The organism is Halodesulfovibrio sp. MK-HDV, from assembly GCF_009914765.1.
Classification (GTDB): Bacteria; Desulfobacterota; Desulfovibrionia; order Desulfovibrionales; family Desulfovibrionaceae; genus Halodesulfovibrio.
Genome location: NZ_WYDS01000009.1, coordinates 119,368 through 139,488 on the forward strand (window position 1 = coordinate 119,368; position 20,121 = coordinate 139,488).

Genomic DNA, 20,121 nt, shown 5'->3' on the forward strand with positions numbered 1-20,121 from the left:
GTTTAAAATGTCCGCTGCATTCGTTTTATTCTCCGCATTTGTCTTTCTGCTCTTAATCGGTGCACCTATCACTGTGGCATTAGGCGTCGCATCAATGAGCGCTTTCCTTGTGGTGGGACAAGACCTTAGTACACTAGTACAAATTGCCTTCAGTTCAGTTAACTCTTTTCCCATTATGGCGTTACCTGCTTTTGTTCTTGCAGGTGCACTTATGGAATGTGCCGGTGTTTCCCGCCGACTTGTAAAAGTTGCTGAATCTATGGTTGGTACCATTGATGGCGGACTTGCCATTTCCACCACACTGGCATGCGTATTCTTTGGAGCTATTTCAGGTTCCGGCCCTGCTACAACTGCTGCTGTAGGCATGCTCATGATCCCTGCTATGTTCAAGAGGGGATATGACCATGGTTACGCTGCCGCAGCAACAGCAACAGCTGGCGGTATCGGAATCATCATTCCCCCTAGTATTCCAATGGTTATTTACGGCGTAACCGCCCAGGAATCCATTACAAAAATGTTTGTGGCCGGAGTTGTTCCAGGCTTGCTTATCTCACTTGGCTTAATTGTTCTTCACTATGTCCGGTGTCGTGGCAAGTCTCTTACTTTGGGTGCGGAACCTTGGTCTTTTACCAATATGAAACGATCCTTCCGCGAAGGCTTCTGGGCAATTCTTGCTCCTGTTGTTATCCTTGGCGGAATATATTCCGGTCTATTTACACCAACAGAAGCTGCTATTGTTTCAATTTTTTACACCCTCATTATCGGTATATTTGTCTACAAAGAAATGACTATCTCCGGCCTTATGAAGTCCTTGCAGACAACATCATGGCTTACCGGCCGCGTGCTGGTAATCATGTTCACTGCCTACGCGTTCGGTCGTCTTCTGGTGCAATATCATATTCCGGCCATGATTGCAGAAACGCTCCTGAGTGTAACAAGTGATGTCCATATCATCTGGGCTCTTGTTATCCTGTTTCTGCTTTTCATGGGAATGTTCATGGAAACTCTTGCTATCATTATGTTAGTAACACCTGTTCTCTTACCGGTAATGACCTCTCTTGGCGTAGACCCTATCCACTTCGGGGTTGTACTTGTATGCTGCTGTGGTGTGGGCTTTTCTACCCCGCCTCTGGGTGAAAATATGTTCATCGCTTCCGGCATTGCGGACATCTCTCTTGAAGAGATTTCCTACAAAGCGTTACCATTTTGCGCTGTTACGGTGGGGGCTATTTTCCTTATGGCATACTGCCCTGCCATAGTCCTATGGTTACCAAAACTCATGGGCTACTAACTAGCAAACCATTACCATCAGCATACTGCCAAGTCCCACGATGAACCGCAGCGTTGAAGTCAACGGCGCTGCGAGTTCATCAGGCAGTAATGCAACTCTTTATTTGCTACAACGAATCGTTCTCTGTGTACTATCCCGCAACTCGAAACAGATGGTGTACAAATGAAAAACTCAACATACGAAAAAGTGGCTGGCATTCTAGGTGGCATGGGGCCGGAAGCTACGGTTGATCTGCTTAACCGCATTATTCAGCTAACACCTGCAACAGACGATAATGATCATGTCCGATGTATTATCGACAATAATCCCAAGGTGCCCTCCCGCATCAAGGCGTTAATCGAGCACGTTGGCGAAAACCCCGGGCCTTGTATGGCTGAGATGGCACAGAAGCTGGAGGAATGGGGAGCAGATTTTTTATGTATCCCCTGCAATACAGCACATTATTATTACGACTATGCGAACAATGCTGTTTCCATCCCAGTGGTAAACCTCATTGACTTAACCGTAAAACATGTTCTTGAAACAAATCCGGAAATCAAGCGGGTCGGCGTTCTTTGTTCAACTGCCGTCATTTCCACGAAGCTATATGAAAATGGATTCGGTGAAATGAATGTTGAAGTCATATATCCGGAAGAGTCATTTCAAACCAGCCTGCTCGAAGTCATAAAAAGCATAAAAGCTGGTGATACAGGCGCGGAAGTTCAATCCTCATTTGCAAATATTGTTACCAATGTAATTGAGCAAGGATCTGAACTTATAGTCATAGCTTGTACTGAGTTAGGAATCATCAGTAATAATGTGTCATTTCCATTAGCAGACGCTACTAAGATATTAGCAGAAGAAATTATTGCGCGGGCTAAACACGTTTAGTTTTACTACCCACGAATTGTTCTACTAAACACTCATACTTCTCCCACGCTTTACGAAAAGGGCTGCCCACATCTGTGAGCAGCCCTTCTTTATTATTCATTATGCTTTTTGTTCTTGTGGTGGAATTCGCTTTATCCTGAAAAAGAGCGTGTACAACACCGGAACAATGACAAGTGTAAGTACCGTCGCAAAGGTCAGACCGAAGCAGATAGTTACAGCCATGGATGCCCAGAACCTATCAATAACAAGTGGGAGCATCCCGAGAACTGTTGACATAGCTGCCATAAGTACAGGACGAATACGACTGACGGATGATTCCAGTACGGCTGTATATGGTTCTTTTCCGCCTGCAATCTCCGCATCAATCTGATCAATCAAAATTACCGCATTCTTAATCAACATACCGGACAATGACAGGAAGCCCAACAGCGCAAGGAAGCCGAATGGCTGGCGCGTCAACAACAAGCCGGTCGTTACGCCAATAATAGAAAGCGGAACCGTAAGTGCAATAATCAACGGCTGGCGGTATGCGTTAAACAACATAACCACCACAAGAGCCATAATCAGAAACGTTACAGGCAATCCTTTCGCAACATATGAGCGCGACTCATTGGACTTATCCCAGTCTCCGCCCCACTCCAGAGAGTATCCGGCAGGCAAAACAAGAGACTCAATTGCCGGTTTAATTTTGCGACGCAATGTTTCAGCGGTTCCGACCCGTGGATCGCACTGCACTGTGATTGCACGTTGATGGTCTCTTCTACGAATGGTGGATTCTTCCCATCCTGTCGTAACGTCAGATACAAGCTGCCCCATCGGGATACCTTGTGTAGATTTTGTATTGTACACTTGAAGCATACGCATATCTTCTACGCGGTGGCGTTCATTCTCCGGTGGACGAAGAATTATCGGAAGCAACTTGTTCCCTTCACGATAGACTCCCATCGGCACGCCGTCATAGCCGCGCTTCATTGCCAATGCGACATCTTCACGGGTAACGCCAACACGAAGACCTCGAGCCTGAGAGTACTCAGCTTCAATCACTTTCACAGACTGACGCCAATCATCCCGCACATACTTTGCGGTAGGTTCAGCATGCATTACAGACTTTGCCTGCTCTGCGAGCTCATGAAGAACAGCGCGATCTGGACCTCTAAACCGTGCTTCAACTTTAAATTTAGCAGCAGCACCGAGTGGGAATTTGCGTACTCGCGGTTCAGCATACAAGAATTTCTCATCCAACTCTTTCTGAACAAAATCGATAGTCTCATCAAGACGCTCGGCACTGTTCATATTAAGAATCAACTGACCGTATGATGAGTTCGTAAACTCAGGCTCCAATGAAAGATAAAAACGTGTTCCACCGCCACCAACGAACGATGCCACACCTTCAATTGTGGGATAGTCCAGCAGGGTTTTTTCTAATTTTTGCAAATCATCAGAAACAATTTCAACATTGGTTCCTTCCGGCAACCAATAATCAACAATCAGCTGAGGGCGACGAGACTCTGGAAAAAATGTTTTATCAATATACTTAAAGTTAACAATAGCTGTCACCAACAGAACACCCATTATTGCAAGAGTTACCCAGCGGAAATGAATGCAGAGATCGAGTAACTTTTTATACGTAGTAAAAAAGACACCTGCATAGGGATCTTTGCCTTGCATATTTTCGGGTATTTTCAAACCAATGTAGCACCATAGTGCAGAGACCGTCATCGCAAGCAACCAGCTCACTAACAGTGACACGCCAACTACAACAAACAGCGACTCGCAAAACTCACCGGTGTTGTTGTCTGCAAGGTACACTGGCAAAAAGGCCAATGCTGCAACAATCGTTGCCCCGAGCAGCGGCCACGCGGTTTCTGAATATGTTTCCTTAGCGGCCTGCATCCGATTTTTACCGATCTGCAACTTAATCAACATACTCTCAGTCACAACAATGGCATTATCCACCAGCATGCCCAGTGCGATAATGAGTGCACCAAGTGAAATTCGCTGCAAGTCAACGTGAAGCCCGCGCATGATAAGAAAGGTTGTTGCAATGGTCAGCAATAGACCAAGTCCGATGAGAATCCCGCTTCGCATTCCCATGAAGATAAACAACAGGGCAACAACAATAAGCAGTGCAGCGCCAAGGTTCATCATAAATTCATCAATGGATTTTTGAACAAGGTCAGACTGCATTGCAACGACAGAAATTTCCATACCGATTGGCAAAAATTCCTTCAGTTCTTCAATACGCGCCTTAACCGCCTCACCCATCTCAATAACGTTGCCGCCTGAAACAGTTGAAGCCGCTATACCAAGTGACGGCAGACCGTTAAAACGCATCTGCTTTGAGACAGGCTCAACATACCCCTTACGTATGGTTGCAATATCGCGCAGAAGCACCATTTTATCAGAGGCACCGTGACTTACAATCAGATTGCCGACTGCCTCGACACTGTTAAACTCACCATTTACAGCAAGGCGTACGCGCTCTCGACCAAGGTTCACGCTACCTGAATCGACAACGAGGTTCTGTTTATCCAAAGCATTAAAAACCGATGCCGGAGGAATGCCACGTTCTGAAAGTGATGTGCTTGAAACATCAACGTAAATGCATTCCTGCTGTGCACCCCAAATTTCAACTTTTGCAACGTTCTTAACCAGCAAGAGTTCTTTGCGAAGCTCATCAACTTGATCTTTTAATTCGGCATACGAAAAACCATCACTGGTAACAGTAAGAAATACGCCATACACGTCACCAAAGTCATCACGAATGATAGACGGCTTTACTCCCGGAGGAAGCGTCGGCGCGACGTCGCGCATTTTCTTACGCAAGTCATCCCATATCTGCGGCAATTCTCGAGCGCGTTTACTTTCCTGAATATCAACCCAGACGACAGAAAGCCCGGGACGGGACATAGATCGGACATGCTTTAAGCTCTCCATCTGCTGAATCGCAGTTTCAAGCACATCCGTCACTTCATCTTCAACCTGAATAGTACTGGCACCAGGGTATTGGGTGATAACGATGGCGGTTTTTAACGTAAACTCAGGATCTTCAAGTTTGCCCATTTGAAAGTAAGAATACGCACCGGCAATAAAAAGAAGCAGTACAATAAACTGTGTTATCGCGCGTTTTTTAATAGATAATTCTGCTAAGTTCATGGCACCCACCTACTTACCGGAACTAAGCAGACGTACTTTCTGACCAGCAGACAAATAGTGTGCTCCCGCAGTAACAACCCACTCATCTTTTTTAAGACCACCAGTCACTTCAATTCCATTGGAATAAACCAGTCCAATGGTGACTGAACGGCGTTCAACCGAAGACGTCGAAGCATCAAACACCCAAACAGCAGACTGTCCTTCAGCATTTGCCACAACTGCTGTTTCCGGCAGAATGTAGTGAACAGTTACTCCTGTTTCTGCGAAATGTAATGTAACATTCGCAGCCATTCCCGGTAAAAAGCTTATGCCTTTAGGGCGCTTAAATTGAACAGTTAGTGGATATGTGCGAGTTTCCGGCTCTGCATCAAACGCAAGCTCTTTGACCTTAGCTGCGATGTGTTTACCCGGAAACGCTTCGAGCTCCACCGTGATGTTCTGGAGTTCTTTTTGACGGATAACGAGATTATCAGGAAGCCCGATGGTGATTTCAAGATTCTCAATATCCTGTAATTTCACGACAGGCTGTCCAGCTTGAATTGTCTGATAGTTATCCATATATTTTGCTGAAATGTGTCCACTAAATGGAGCTTCAAGCGATGCATAATCCAGATCAATTGTCGCTTTGTTAAGCTTTTCGGTCAGTGACTTCACTTTTGCCTGTGCACTCTTATAAGCAGCTTCTGCCTGATCAAAAGACGCCCTTGCTGCATTATTGTCTGCGACAAGCGTGCTATAGCGTGAGTAGCTCAACTGGGCTTCTGTGAGAGCAGCATGAGCGCCGAACAACTGCGCCTCAAGTCCGCGAACCTGAATTTTGTAATCCACAGTATCAAGAGCAGCAATCAGGCTGCCTTTTTTTACAAACTGTCCCATAACAATTGGGTAATTTGTAAGTTGCCCACTCACACGAAAAGCCAATGCCACCTCTGAAGTAGCCTCAACCTTACCCGGGAAAACACGGGTGGACACCTGATCCGCTGGCGCTACTTTCATTGCTTTTACGGGGCGAATAACTTCTGTAACTTTTTCTTCTTCACAGCCCGTTAGCAGCGGCACAAGACACAAAGCAATAATCACAATTTTCCGAAGCATGTAAACACCTACTCAGCTAATATACCATTTAGAAACAGATCATTGATAGAAGCAATCGTCTCATCGTCGAACTCACCTCTTGTAGCCTCGCTTCGGACAATCGTCTGACAAAAATCGAGGAACAATCGAGCAAGCACCTCTACATTTACCGGCTTAAACAGCCCTGACTCTATCCCGCGGGTAAACTGAATTATTAAATTTTTTTCAGCCATCTTTTGCCGTTCAGCAATCATGTCATCAACAACTTGATCCCCAGAGGAGCCAAAGCCATTTCCGACGATATTGTACAGCTTGATGTATTCGTACCGTCTTCTAAAAGCTGCGCGTCTTACCTGAAAAAAAGTTCCGATGATAGTCAGCGGATCTGCGTCACTTTGAAAAACAGGACGCAATTCGCTTGATATATCCTCAACTACGCCGATCATAATTTCTCTAAATAATTCTCGTTTACTTGAGAAAAATTTATATAACGTGCCAGTGGCAAATTCTGCCTCTGAAGCTATTTCCTGCATAGAAACAGAATGATACCCGTGCTCTGCGAACAAACGCATGGCGGCATCCATAATTTCCTTTCTATGCTGTTCTCTCTCCCGTTCCTTACGGGACAACGGCGTGGTACTCATACATTCCTCATTCATTCTATGAATTACTATTCATTTTTTTTAAGCAACCTTTTTTTTTCATAAATTTAAGGCAAATTCAATGTAAATAAAAAACTCCTGCAGATTTATAATCTGCAGGAGTTTTTTATTTACAACTAGTTATCCGATAAAACTAGAAACTATTCTACGTCATCAACCCATTTGGTCAACGTCGCAATAATTTTTCTAGCCTGATCAGGACTTGAGATATTAAACTTGGACTGAGCACGATACTCGCCGTTCATTTTACGGTAACGACGAATCATGTATTTCTCCGGCCCATAGTCATCTTTTTTATTGTCCCACTGCTGGTAACGGAAAATGATGGTAGTCCATGCGCCTTTTGTAAGAACGTCTTTATCGAGTTCTTTTACAACAAGGAGACCGCCCTCTTCATAATTAATAGTGAGTTCTTCAATTGTACTGCTCATGCTACTCCTCGCAATCTAGAAATATTGAGCTTGCGTACTACGCTATCGGCTTAGGTGCAAGGAAATAGAAGAACCTAATCCTCAAATCCTTCCATCTCTTCCTCAGCACCGTTTTCTGCTGCTGACTGCCAGATTTCAGGTGCTTCGCCCAAATGACGCTTAGCCTCACGCAGTCCTAGATTGAATGCCTTTATGTTTAACGCTTGAATCTTTGGTGGCAATGTTTCTTCCAAAGACTTGCGAATAATCCTCGGTTCTGCAAACGCAAGCAAATGCGTTACTGCACCAAGAACTATTGTATTTAATGTTAATTCATTGCCAATTTTTTCTTTGGCCAACTTTGTAAAGGGTAGACCAACAAACTGGTTTGTCGGTGCATGCTGTACAAGTTCTGAATCAACCAATAACACGCCACCGCGTTTAAGGGAACGATAGTACGCATTACACGCCGGCTGTGACAACGCCACTAGCAAATCAAGATTTTCCGTTTTAGGAAAACTAATCGCGGAGCTGCTTATTACAACATCCGCTCTGCTTGAACCGCCTCGGGCTTCGGGCCCATAGCTTTGTGTTTGCGTAACATTGTACCCATGCCCCAGCGCTAAGGAATGACCAAGCACACGGCCGAGCGTGATAAGCCCCTGCCCACCAGTGCCAGACAGACGAATCTCAAAACGCTCTATCTGCTGTAGCTCTTTCATGTGACTTACTCCTCTGCCTGCAAGGACTTACGCATTTCATCATAGCGATCTTCAAGCCCCGGCCTATCGAGATTCTGGAAAATTCCCGTAGGGATTCTGGTATCACCTTCTTTACGATTCTCAACTTTAACGGTGTTCTTCTTCAACCAGTTGTACATATCAACAACATGGCGGAATTTGTTTTTACGACCGTACTGTGTCGGGCATGGCGACAGTGCTTCCAGAACAGAGAATCCCGGATGCAGGATCGCCTGTTGCATTAATTTATCGAGCTGATTTGCATGGAAAGAGGTACTGCGTGCCACAAAGTTTGCACCGGCAGCTTTTGCTAATTCCACAGTATCAAACGGCTGTTCAAGCGAGCCATAGGGTGAAGTCATAGACAAATCACCCTGCGGAGTCGCCGGTGAACACTGCCCGCCTGTCATCCCATAAATCTGATTATTCAAAATGAGTGCAGTAACGCCGATGTTTCTGCGTGCTGCGTGGATAAGATGGTTGCCGCCAATAGACAGTGCATCTCCATCACCCATCACACAGATTACATTAAGCTCTGGATTCGCCATTTTGATACCGGTAGCAAAGGTCAGTGCTCTACCGTGTGCAGTATGTACTGTGTTGAAATCAACATATACTGCCATACGACCGGAACAACCAATACCGGCAACAAGAACTACGTTGTCTTTTTGAAGCTGTAAGGCATGAACACTACGCACAAGAGAGCCCAGAACGATACCATGCCCGCACCCAGCGCAGAACACATGCGGGAACTTTTTATTATGCCGCAGATATTCGTGGATAAGTTTTGTAACGTCAGACATGTCACACCTACAGTATAGCTTTGAGGATTTCAGACGGAGTAATAATCTGCCCATCCACACGGTTCAAAGTGCGGATACGGGAACGCCCGTTATTCACACGCTTCACCTCGCGGGACATCTGTCCCATATTCATTTCCGGCACAAGGAGATGCTCACACTGCATACATAATTTTTCTACAGCCGGACGTGCAAACGGGAATAAAGTTTTCAAAGTCAGCAACCCGACTTTATGCCCGCGTTCCCGAGCCTGATCCACTGCATGGTGGGCAGAACGGGCAACGCAGCCATATGCAATAACAGCATAGTCAGCATCTTCAAGACAGTATTCGTCTACCAGTACAACATCATGGTAGTAATTATCGATTTTCCGGAACAATCGAGTCATAAACTCGTTTACCTCGTCTGGTCGTGAGGTCGGATATCCCATCTGGTCATGGGTAAGCCCTGTAACATGACATCGATACCCCTGTCCGATCGGAGCCATTGCAGGAACACCGCGAGCTGCTTCGGCATACGGCTTGAACCATTCAGGTGGTACTGCAGGCTGCATACGTGACAGAACTTCCAGTTCATCTTCGAAAGGTATAGTAATTTTTTCTCTAGTATGAGCAGTCACTTCATCGATCAGTAAAATTACCGGAGTACGGTATTTTTCTGCCATGTTAAACGCAACGACAGTCATCTCCAGACATTCTTGAACAGTGGACGCGGATAACACGATAATCGGGTGATCGCCATGCGTTCCCCAGCGTGCCATTTGTACATCACCCTGTGCTGGTGATGTTGGCAAACCGGTACTTGGGCCACCGCGCATTACGTTTACAATAACAAGCGGTGCTTCCACCATACAGGCGTACCCGATGAGTTCCTGCTTAAGGGAAAACCCCGGGCCGGAAGTAGCAGTCATCGCCTTACGACCAGTTAACGAGGCGCCAATGGCTGCCCCCATACTGGCGATTTCATCTTCCATTTGTAAAAAAACACCATCTTCAGTACGTGGCAGGCGCTGCGCCATAATCTCCATGATCTCTGTAGATGGTGTTATAGGGTACCCCGCATAAAACGTGCACCCGGCCAATAGTGCTCCCTGAGCAACGGCCTCGTTGCCCTGAGCAAATAACTCTTTTCTTTTCCTACGCCTTCTGTGAGCCATATCTAGCCCTCTGCAACTGTTTTTTGAGGAGTTAAGTCTGATTCGCCCAATTCACAAGGTTCGCTTGTTTTACCAGCACCGCCAGTTTCACCCGGCTCACAGCTAGTTCTACAATGCACACCGTTTCTAGAAACGTTCGGTCTGACCGCAATCGCAAAATCCGGACAGTGAAGTTCACAAAAACCACAGTTAATACACTCTTCCGGTCGAACCACCTCGGCTTTACCTAGCGCATTAAGTTGAAGAACCTTCCCCGGACAAAATGCAACACATAAGCCGCATCCTTTACACCAATCCGGGTACACACACACAAAAGTTTGGCCTTTATTCTTCTTTGGCATTGCCGCACCGGCACCTGTAGATTGTGGTGGCATTGCCACCGATGAAACCAAGCTCTCAACTTACCCAAAGCAAGAAGAGAGGAACCTTAAAGCTAGGGGGAAAGTACCATGAACAAATTGTACAAAATACTTACCTAGGCTGTTACATGCTGCTTAAGCTCACTGCAAGACAATTTAGATAATTTTGTCAGCAATAATATACTTTTATACAAACAATACTGTTTTGACGGTGTTTGACTTTTCAATCACCCACTTTTGCTCCCTATGGAAACATCAAGTGGTAAAGTGTAACAAACAATTAAATACGTCTGACACATGTCTTCCTTACTACTTGTTTCACACCAATTATTCGCTATCTTTTCAAACAAAAAAAGCTGAGGATGAGCATCCTCAGCTTACAAGCATTATTGTAACATTATATATACAGGCTTCAGTTTAAAAATAATCAGTCTGTTCTTTGTAACTTTATTCGTCCGTTTTTTCTTCTAATGGCATGCTATAAAAATATCCAACGCCGCGCACAGTTACAATACGCTCTGTTCTATCGCGTACGTCTCCAAGCTTTTTGCGTAGCTTGCTAATATGCACATCAATACTGCGATCATAAGGCGCAAGTTCTTTGCCCAACGCTTTTAACGAAATTAATTCACGAGGAACAGTCTGCCCCGCGGCATCAATCAACATTTCTAGAATAACATATTCCACATGCGTAAGCCCAAGACTCGCTCCGTTACGACGCACAAGCCTTGCACTGGTATCAAACTCAACACCATCAAACATGTAGGTACGACTACGTACAACTGAACCGACGTAATTTGTACGGCTTCTTCGCAGAATACTTCGGACACGGGCAATTAATTCCCGTTCTACTATCGGCTTCAATAAATAGTCATCCGCTCCCATCTCCAACGCAACAATCTTATCGACGTTATCTGATCGGGATGACAAGGCAACTATGGGGATTTGAGATTGACTCCGCATTGAAGCCAAAAAATCAAACCCATTCATATCCGGCAAATTCATCTCCATTATCAGCAGATCGTACGCGCCAGTAAGCTCCAACGCAGCAACTTCTACCGCGCTGTCACATACAGTACACGAGAAACGTTCTTCTCTTAGTGCCGCTGCATAGGCACCGCACGTTTCCTTATCTGAATCAACTAACAACAGAGAATACATATAATGTCCTAGTGGGCATTTTTTTCCGATGCCCGTCTTCTTTACATAGATAATACAAAATTGGTGCCAATCAGCCAGCACTTGAGACAGCTATATATAGATAGCTGAAAAGTGCCGCCAATAGCCGTGTGTGCGTTCTAAAGAAATATTAATAAAGTGGAAAGCGAAAGGTTACACCTTATTGGCATGGTCCGTGCTTTAGTAATAGCAAATAGAAATTTTACCTCACTGTGTGGCAATTTTTTCCGTCCGTCTTCTTTAGGAAAGAACACACTTGGAGGATTATATGGAATCTACTATTATTACAGAACGCACTATTACTTCTGCTCAGTGCCCAGCACCTACAAAAGCAAATTCTGAAGATGAGTACCTTGTTGCACTATGCATTGAAGGTAACCAGAGCGCATGGAATCGTTTCGTTTCTGAATTTGGTGCAATCATCCGCCATGCCGTAACATGGACTCTTACACACCACGGTGTTGCAACGGATGCTTCAGATGATGTTGTTCAGGATATATTTTTCCGTCTTATCAAATCAGAATACAAGCTACTTGAAAACTGGGACAGCTCGCGCGGAACATTAAAGACATGGCTCGCGGTTGTATCCAGAAGTGCAGCTATCGATTTCATCCGCACTGACCGAACCTATTTATATGATACTCTCGATGAACACGAGAACATTAAAGCAGACATGAGCGACCTTATGGATATGCCAGAACTGCCGCTCAACATTCTTTCAACCCGACAGAAAAGCGTACTTCAGTGCTTATACGGCGAAGAACTCACCGCAGTAGAAGCAGCCAAGCAACTCGACATTCATCCACAGACTGTTCGAAGCATTCACCACACAGCCTTGCAAAAGCTCCGCTCAGCGATGTTCCATTAAGAACTTTAACCTCTCCTTACTACATAATTAAGCTTTACTAGCTCCCATTTAGAAAAATGGGAGCTTTTTTACGTTTAAACACACAATCTTAACATGTTGATTATTAAGAGTTTATTTTAAAAACTTAAAAAAAGCATAAGAAAAGCAAAAAAATCTATTTATTTTGTAAACCTTTTTCCACTGGAGACGATTAGATATGTAACACGGCACTCATGGATGAGCGCCAACTACAAATCATTATTCAATATCTTCACGGAGGAAGTTATTATGGCATTAGCAATCAACAACAACCTGATGGCGAACAACGTTACCCGTAACCTGCAGGGTCACTACGGCAAACTCGGTCAGTCTACTCAGCGTTTATCTTCCGGACTTCGTGTTAGCTCTGCAGCAGACGATGCAGCTGGCCTCGCAATTCGTGAACTTATGCGCGCAGACATCGCAGCTCTTGCTCAGGGTTCTCGTAACGCAAACGACGGCATCTCAATGATCCAGACTGCGGACGGCGCACTTGGTGTTATTGACTCCAAACTCATCCGCATGAAAGAGCTTGCAGAACAGGCATCAACTGATACTTACACTACTGATCAGCGCAAATTGATCAACCAAGAATATCAGGCCATGGCTAAAGAAATCAACCGTATCGCTCAGGATACTGATTTCAACGAAAAAATACTTCTCGATGGTACTGGAATTGCTGTTGCATCTGCTACTGGCACAGCTGCCGGTCTCACTAACGGCAGTAAAACAGTTACTGATTACACAACTGAAATTACTGCTGCCGCAGCCGCTGACACCATAACCGTTACAAATAATGATCGTTTTGGTTTTACAACAACAGACACTTATCTCTCTGATGCTGCAGGCCAAAAACTTGAGTACACTCAGATTGATGCTGGAACAGTTAAAGTAAGCAACGATACCTTTGGCGGTGCTAAAACTTCTGCTATTACTAACAGCACTACTGTTAGAGATCTTTATCTGAAAGGTATCGCCAACGACAACCTTACCATCGAAGTTGGTGATGGTACAACTTGGACAGCGGCAAGTACTGCTGGTGCTACTACTGCTGGTGCTGCTGGTCAGAGCATGCGTATTACTTATAATGACGGTGATAAAAAACGAGTTGACATCATCTCAAATAGTGACGCCGCCGGTGTAGTTACATTCACAAAAGCTACTGGCGCATTGAGCACTGCTTCTGCTACTACTGCTGGTGCCTATTCAGCAAGCAGCACAGAATCTACAAGTGTCAATATTCATTTTGGCTCTAGCAGTGCAGCAACTGACAGCTATGACGTAAACATTGGTCGTTCTGATGCTGACTACCTTGGAATTGGTCAGTCTGCTGGTGACCATGTATTGACTACTGACAGTGCTAAAGTAGCACTTGAAAACATCAAAAACGCTATTGAAACAAAAGATGCGACTCGTGCTGAACTGGGTGCTACCCAGAACCGTCTTTCTGCTACTGTTGAAAACATCTCAATTCAGAAAGAAAACCTTCAGGCTGCTGAGTCCCGTATCTCTGACGTAGACGTAGCAACTGAAATGACTGAATTCAACAAACAGCAGATCCTTGCTAACGCAGCAATTTCCATGCTTTCTCAGGCAAACAACCTGCCTAAGATGGCTCAGAAACTCCTCGGCTAGTAAGACCATCAGCACTTATTCGAATGTTACCCCTGCCTCATATGAGGCAGGGGTTTTCTTTTTTCGATAACCAACAGCTAAAACTCCTAATTATATTCAACCACGACTCCTCCTCTGTACTTCCACATGCCACAGAATGAAGGTCGTTCCCAATCTTAACCATCCTTCTCCTCAGTCAATTCCTTCTTCAAGCACGTTAACAAATATAATACGTGTGCTTTATCCACCTACTACAAGGCATAACGGTTTTAGCATTTTTACTTATTTCATTGCCCCTTTCTCTCAAACCCTTTTCCTCTTACACGAAAAGCTTATCTTCTTATCAACTATTACAAGGTAGCATTCACTTTCTCCTACTCTCTTCACAAAAATTAGCGCCTCAATAAATGCAAGCACCTCCCCCTGCCCTCTGTCATAAAACAAAAAAAAGGGTGGTGCCCTTTGGACACCACCCTTTCTACATGAAATATAATTAGTCGTTATCTGCTAACTGACTTTTTAGCTGAAAATCGAGCATCGACTGAATGCCTTTATATTGCGATAATGTTTTTTCTGTTTTTGCATACTTCGCAATCAATCGTTTTTCCAAGGCATCGACTCGAGCCAACTCATCTTCTAATCTTTTATTAAGCCCAGAATACGGGTTCTTTAGTTGATCCGTATACTTCTCAATCAATACATTAAAAGTGCCTTTTTCTAGCTCGGTAATAGCATCCAAGGCTTTAATCGTTGCCTGAACTTTACCTTCTTTAATGGCTATTTTTGCAGAATGTACTCCTGCTGTAGTGTCAACAACCTTAAAGGCCAAGCCCTTTCCTTCACCTTTACCATCATCTTTAATAGTGGCAATTCCTGTCGCAGGGGTATAGCCAACCGATCGATCAACTCCGTTGATCTTCATAGTAATTGCAGCTTCGCCCCCAGTAGTTGGAAGAGCTCCACCATCGTATTCAATTTCGTATACACCTGCTTTTGTTAATTCGAGATCATACATACTACTCTTAAATTCTAACACGGAGTCATCAGAACTAACGGCTTGACCATTCGCAGCAAAGACACTGGCAACTGCTTCTGGATTTTCTTTCAACAAGTCCATAAAGGTTTGCTTGCCGTCTTTAATAATAACGGCATCTTTATCAAATTCAAGCTTACCCATATCCTTGTCACCAGTTTCAGCAATGGTTTTAACTCCAAGAGCCGAAAGGGCTAGGTAAGGATCGTTAGCAACTCCTTCTCCCTGAAGAAATCCATCTCCCTGTGTCGCAAGAATATTCTTTAAGGTGTTCTCAACAGACTTAATCTGTGAACTACCTTTGAGGCTATAATTTACACCTTTTTTATCTAGCTCTTCATTCTCGTAGTCCTTAACAAGATCAAAACCAGTACGAAGTTCATTTGTTAACTGAACAAATTTTTCTACATTAGCTACAATGGCATCATAATCAGTGTCAATTTTGAGAGTTACTTTTGCCCCAGTCTCTGCTGCGTTCAAATTATATGTAACACCCTCTGTTACATCACTAATTGAGTTGGTGTCGCGCTCAAGTTCGATTCCGTCAATATTAAATTTAGCATTTTTTGATGCCACAGCAATCGTGGCAAAAGAAGGATCAAGAGGGTCAAGCAGAGTACCATCAGCCTTGCCTTGGAGCACTGATTCTAACTCTGTTGACAATTCTATGTCGTGCTCTTTCCCTAACTCCATACCCCGAAGTTGAATTTTGAATTTATCGTCGCGTCCGAGCTCAACTACAGAACCTTTCAAGTTATTATCTGAAGCGGTAGAAATAGCTGATGCCAAAGCTTTTGCAGTCATTCCAGACTTAACAGTCACTGAATAATCTTTGCCATCATATTTAAATGTCATAGCTTTTTCAGGCCCAGTATAGACTACTTCATCAAGGTCACTTGATGTTGCGGTTGCCACTTCAGCCAATTGCGTTACTTCCAGAGAGTGCACACCTTCCAGAGCACCTGCCTTAACAGTCGCAGTAGCAATATCACTTTTTGAAGAACTAGCTTTCTTTACAAGAAACTCATCAAGACTATCCATTGATTCAAGTTGCTTCTTGTATGTCAAAAGAGTGCGATTGAGCCCCTCAATCTGCTCTTTTTTGAAATTTACTTCAGCCTGTTCTTTAGACAGTTGATTATAACGAAACTTTTCCATCTTAACTGTCGCATCAATAATGGAGTTAAAATCAGTTTTCGTTGACCAGCCCGCATAGACTGTTTTGGATGACCAGTAATCAGACATAACTCACTCCTACCTCAAAAAGTCGAGCAAACTTAAATTCATTACTTTTGCACTTGTAGAGAGGACAGATTTATAAATATATTTTGCGCGATCAGATTCATTTGTTACTGCTGTAACATCAATGTTCTGAATTGAAGAAATCCGTGATTCAGTGGACATCTTGCTTTTGCTGTGTGCATCTAACGCAAAATTCAAGCGATTCTGTCGTCCGCCAAGCACGCCTGTTTCAGTGGTGATATGTTCATTAGCTAACTTTAGGTCGCCTAAACATTTCTTCACACCATCCTGATCGTCCATTTCTAAAGAAGCTATAAGATTTCCTACAACTTCAAAGATATTTCTTTCTGGATCGAGCCCATCAACAGGTTCAGTAGCACCTGTTGCTTTATCTGAATAAATACCGCCAAAGAAATTTGAGCCGACACTGTTAACCTGAACACTGTTGCCTTCACTAATTTCTACACGAATCGCAGAGTCAATCGGGTTAACAAGAAACTGTTCACCTTTCAGCAAAGCACCTGTACCACCAATATCAACCTGTCCTCCGGGGACATTCAAGAACTGGTCTGATGACGCGGTTGCTCTAACCCAAGACGCGCCATTATCAAGACTATAAGAATATTCAAGTGCACCTATCGGCGGAGCAGGTAGTACCGGAGCAGGCGTTGTTCCAGGAATACTTACAGAAGGATCATTTTCGATCCGAATAGCTATTGGACTTTTAAATACGCCTTTAGCTACAGGGGTAAGGCCAGGGTTAGCACCGTAGTATGCTGACTTTGCTTCACCATCAATGGAACCAGTGTAAATTGCAGCAGGTCTGATCACCATTGAGGTGTCCTGTTTTATCTCTTCACCTGCTGTGAAGTTTACTTCAACTCCACCAAGCTGCACTGAAAGAGTGCCTGCACCCGCTGGAATAGTAGTATCTTTCCAAGTTGCTCCCCCATCTTCTGAGAACTTAAATGGAATAGCTGCGGCACCAACGTTCTGCGTTGCTGTTGGTACTGGAAATTTAATCGCGACACTTTTTTTAGCGTCACCCTTAATACTATGTACAAGCGTTTGATTAGCATTTTTAACAGTTGCACCTAACCCGACTTCATACGCTGGTTTATTAATCGCAGCACCAGCAAATAATGAGTTACCTGCGTAGTCACCATTGGTAAGACCAATAAGCTGAACCTGAAGTTCGCGAAGTTCAGTTGCAATCAAATCGCGCTGTTGATCAGTGACAGTACCCGTAGAACCCTGGTTTGCCAGTTCCTGCATACGGATAATTGTTTTACTGATTGTGCCAAGCTGTTCGTTAGCAGTATCAAGCCACCCTTTGGCAGACTGAATATTTTCATCATACTGAGCTAATGAGTTGATGTGTGACTGCAGATCAAGAACCATTGCCGCCCCGCTAGGGTCATCTGAAGGACGGTTAATACGCTTTTGACTGGCAGCCTGTTCACCAATACGAAGGATTTCGCTCATTGAGCTTGTCATACCATTAAGGGACTGGGTGTATATCATACTATTGGAAATACGCATTATAACTCTCCTACACTAAGACTTCAGTCTAAGGATGGTGTCAAACATTTCATTTGCTGTGGTGATCAACTTAGATGCAGCATCAAAACTACTTTTATACTTAGTTAAGTTCATAAGCTCTTCATCTCTGTTTACACCGGCCTCAGACTGCTGACGTTTCTCAAGATCTTTACTTACAGTTTCGTTATAGACCTTGTTTCGTGATGCACCATCCATGTCAGCACCAACAAGCGCAGTCAGTGCGCTCAAATGCTTTGTGAATGTTGTAGAAGTACTTGTATGAATAGTATCCAGTGTGACGGCCTTATCCATTAACTTGTGTAACGCAGTCGCATTGGTATTATCGCCGCTGTTAACAAGTCCGAGCCCGTTAACAACACCTGCATTAATTCGTTTTGGGTCATTTTTAATACGTGCTTCAAGCTCAATATCTGCATTACTTGAACCACTGAAGTACGTATTGAGCCCCATGGCAGCAAGAACGCCTGAAGTATCTCCTGCAAACTCAAAACTTCCATCTGCTGTTCTTGAATTCAGCTTTAACTTACCACCTTCAATGGTAGCCAACATCTTTGGGGCACCAGTCGGTGTATCATTTATTGCATCAACAAGATCTTGCAAACTCATGCCTGGAGTTACAGGAATTTCAACTCGACCACCATCAGGGGCGCCCTGTGCTGTATATGTCTGAAGACTCAAAGTTCCATCAGTAATTTTATTCCCAAAAGTTAAGTTGGACTTGTTCAACGCTACGGTTGGGTCAACAACTGCATTGGTACTTATTGTTTCTTTGTAGTGCTCAAGTCCTGCCCCCTGTGAATGCTGATAATTGGTCTGCCAGATCAGTTCTTTTGTAAAGGCATCCATGCGCTCACGGTAACTTGCAATGCCACTGTCGCGAGCTGCCAACAAACCACCGAGACGCCCACCGCTAAGGCGACCTGCCTCATTTCCATAACCACCCAACGGGGTAATATTAACATGGTGTGCAGTTGTTTTTTTCCAGTACACAGCATCTTTGGCCACAACATTAAAGGAGTCAGCTTTTGACAAATCTGTTGCGGGAGCAGAATCTTCGAACCAAATGGAAACACCGTTAACAACTACTTTGTTATCTACATCACCAGATTGGAATTTACGCTCAACGCCTGATTCATCTGCAAGCCACGTTTTGCCACCGTCAGTTGAGATCCTGAATTCTGCAGTGCCAACCGCGCCCGTATTAAGCATTTCAACCTTAAGCTCCTGAGAGCTCTGGCCTTCAAATTTGATGGCACCGTTAAAAGCAGAACCAGTCGCCAAGTTTGTTGTGGCCTCTGGTCCCTTTTGAACCAATTCAAATGCGTTAATACCATCCACAAGTGTTTGACCAGCTTGAGTAATAACGGTGAAGGAACCGTCAGTCTGATGGATTGACTTAATAGGAAGTAACTCTCCAAGACTGCGGATCTTACGATCGCGTTCGTCCTGCAAAATGAGGTTTTCCGGCTGGGCCATAATGCCACGGTTCAATTCAGCAATATCTTTCATTAATCCGTTGGCATCATTAACGCCGAGCTCAATAGCTGTGTCAGTTGCCTGCTGCTCCTGCTTCAGAGAAGCACTCATTGTATGGAGCATTGTTGCCAAAGTGTTGGAGTACTCTGAAAGCTCCATCCGGTACGCAGAACTATCTGCGTCCTGAGTAAGGGCGTTCCAGCTTGAAAAGTACTTATCGAGCGCAGCAGAAAGTCCGTAATCTTTTTCGCCCTGCTTAAATAATGATTCAACGCTATACAATGTTTCCGCTTTTGCATTCCAAAACTGCTGCTGACCATTAGAGGACAAGTACTGCTGTTCAACAAAGTAATTGTAATGACGATTGAAATTAACCGCTTCAGCTCCAGTACCAAACTGTAAGCCGTTGCGCATAATTGGTGATCGTGAAGCGTAATTTACTGTAGTACGTGCGTAACCTTTCGTATTCTCATTGCTGAGGTTATTACTGGTGACGCTGATGCCAAGCTTGGCATTCATCATTGCATTATTGCCGATGGACATAAGATCATAAATAGACATTCTGTGTGCTCCTCATAACAAACCGGGTGTGCCGTTACATTCCTAAGCC

16 protein-coding genes and 1 pseudogene are annotated in these 20,121 nt (G+C 44.2%); 5 read left to right on the top strand and 12 right to left on the bottom strand.

The genetic code is table 11. The features are described 5' to 3' along the window. Positions 1–7 precede the first annotated feature (7 nt). Together MKHDV_RS09030 and MKHDV_RS09035 are read left to right on the top strand one after the other, a co-directional pair. Positions 8–1,291: a TRAP transporter large permease gene (locus MKHDV_RS09030; RefSeq protein WP_160714469.1), complete on the top strand. Its 1,284-nt coding sequence runs from the start codon at positions 8–10 to the stop codon at positions 1,289–1,291. A gap of 162 nt (positions 1,292–1,453) precedes the next feature. Then, a complete protein-coding gene (locus MKHDV_RS09035) occupies positions 1,454–2,161 on the top strand; it encodes an aspartate/glutamate racemase family protein (protein WP_160714471.1) in 708 nt (235 codons plus the stop codon). A gap of 99 nt (positions 2,162–2,260) precedes the next feature. On the opposite strand, the gene MKHDV_RS09040 is transcribed toward MKHDV_RS09035, so the two are convergent. The 9 genes from MKHDV_RS09040 to MKHDV_RS09080 all read right to left on the bottom strand — a co-directional run bounded on the left by MKHDV_RS09040 (position 2,261) and on the right by MKHDV_RS09080 (position 11,679). Beyond that, entirely contained in the window at positions 2,261–5,317 is a 3,057-nt protein-coding gene (locus MKHDV_RS09040) for an efflux RND transporter permease subunit (protein WP_160714473.1), read from the bottom strand. 9 nt (positions 5,318–5,326) lie between these two features. Further along, positions 5,327–6,412 carry an efflux RND transporter periplasmic adaptor subunit gene (locus MKHDV_RS09045; protein WP_160714475.1) on the bottom strand — a complete coding sequence of 362 codons (1,086 nt, stop codon included), beginning with the start codon at positions 6,410–6,412 and terminating at the stop codon, positions 5,327–5,329. Between the two features lie 8 nt (positions 6,413–6,420). Next, positions 6,421–7,035, bottom strand: coding sequence for a TetR/AcrR family transcriptional regulator (locus MKHDV_RS09050; RefSeq protein ID WP_160714477.1), 615 nt, complete (start codon positions 7,033–7,035; stop codon positions 6,421–6,423). Positions 7,036–7,193: 158 nt separating this feature from the next. Beyond that, positions 7,194–7,484, bottom strand: coding sequence for a hypothetical protein (locus tag MKHDV_RS09055; RefSeq protein WP_160714479.1), 291 nt, complete (start codon positions 7,482–7,484; stop codon positions 7,194–7,196). 74 nt (positions 7,485–7,558) lie between these two features. Next, a complete protein-coding gene (locus MKHDV_RS09060; protein WP_160714481.1) occupies positions 7,559–8,185 on the bottom strand; it encodes a 2-oxoacid:acceptor oxidoreductase family protein in 627 nt (208 codons plus the stop codon). Positions 8,186–8,190: 5 nt separating this feature from the next. Beyond that, complete coding sequence (locus MKHDV_RS09065) at positions 8,191–9,006, bottom strand: 2-oxoacid:ferredoxin oxidoreductase subunit beta (protein ID WP_160714483.1); 816 nt, start codon at positions 9,004–9,006, stop codon at positions 8,191–8,193. A gap of 7 nt (positions 9,007–9,013) precedes the next feature. Next, the gene (locus MKHDV_RS09070; RefSeq protein ID WP_160714485.1) at positions 9,014–10,159 is read right to left on the bottom strand and encodes a 2-oxoacid:acceptor oxidoreductase subunit alpha; all 1,146 of its coding nucleotides are present in this window, start codon (positions 10,157–10,159) and stop codon (positions 9,014–9,016) included. 2 nt (positions 10,160–10,161) lie between these two features. Beyond that, entirely contained in the window at positions 10,162–10,500 is a 339-nt protein-coding gene (locus MKHDV_RS09075; protein ID WP_160714527.1) for a ferredoxin family protein, read from the bottom strand. A 465-nt stretch (positions 10,501–10,965) separates the two neighbouring features. Further along, complete coding sequence (locus MKHDV_RS09080; RefSeq protein ID WP_160714487.1) at positions 10,966–11,679, bottom strand: response regulator transcription factor; 714 nt, start codon at positions 11,677–11,679, stop codon at positions 10,966–10,968. 286 nt (positions 11,680–11,965) lie between these two features. Between MKHDV_RS09080 and MKHDV_RS09085 the strand changes: the two genes are divergently transcribed. The 3 genes and pseudogenes from MKHDV_RS09085 to MKHDV_RS18925 all read left to right on the top strand — a co-directional run bounded on the left by MKHDV_RS09085 (position 11,966) and on the right by MKHDV_RS18925 (position 14,218). After that, positions 11,966–12,565 carry an RNA polymerase sigma factor gene (locus MKHDV_RS09085; protein ID WP_160714489.1) on the top strand — a complete coding sequence of 200 codons (600 nt, stop codon included), beginning with the start codon at positions 11,966–11,968 and terminating at the stop codon, positions 12,563–12,565. Between the two features lie 267 nt (positions 12,566–12,832). Beyond that, positions 12,833–13,253: pseudogene (locus MKHDV_RS18920) on the top strand (flagellin); the annotation flags it as partial. 401 nt (positions 13,254–13,654) lie between these two features. After that, positions 13,655–14,218 carry a flagellin gene (locus MKHDV_RS18925; RefSeq protein ID WP_254060446.1) on the top strand — a complete coding sequence of 188 codons (564 nt, stop codon included), beginning with the start codon at positions 13,655–13,657 and terminating at the stop codon, positions 14,216–14,218. Positions 14,219–14,690: 472 nt separating this feature from the next. Here MKHDV_RS18925 and fliD read toward each other — a convergent pair whose 3' ends face one another. From fliD to MKHDV_RS09105, 3 genes are read right to left on the bottom strand one after another with little or no spacing between them, the layout of a single operon-like run. Next, entirely contained in the window at positions 14,691–16,475 is a 1,785-nt protein-coding gene (gene fliD / locus MKHDV_RS09095; RefSeq protein ID WP_160714493.1) for a flagellar filament capping protein FliD, read from the bottom strand. A 9-nt stretch (positions 16,476–16,484) separates the two neighbouring features. Next, a complete protein-coding gene (gene flgL, locus MKHDV_RS09100; protein ID WP_160714495.1) occupies positions 16,485–18,014 on the bottom strand; it encodes a flagellar hook-associated protein FlgL in 1,530 nt (509 codons plus the stop codon). A gap of 15 nt (positions 18,015–18,029) precedes the next feature. Then, complete coding sequence (locus MKHDV_RS09105) at positions 18,030–20,072, bottom strand: flagellar hook-associated protein FlgK (protein WP_160714497.1); 2,043 nt, start codon at positions 20,070–20,072, stop codon at positions 18,030–18,032. Positions 20,073–20,121 lie beyond the last annotated feature (49 nt).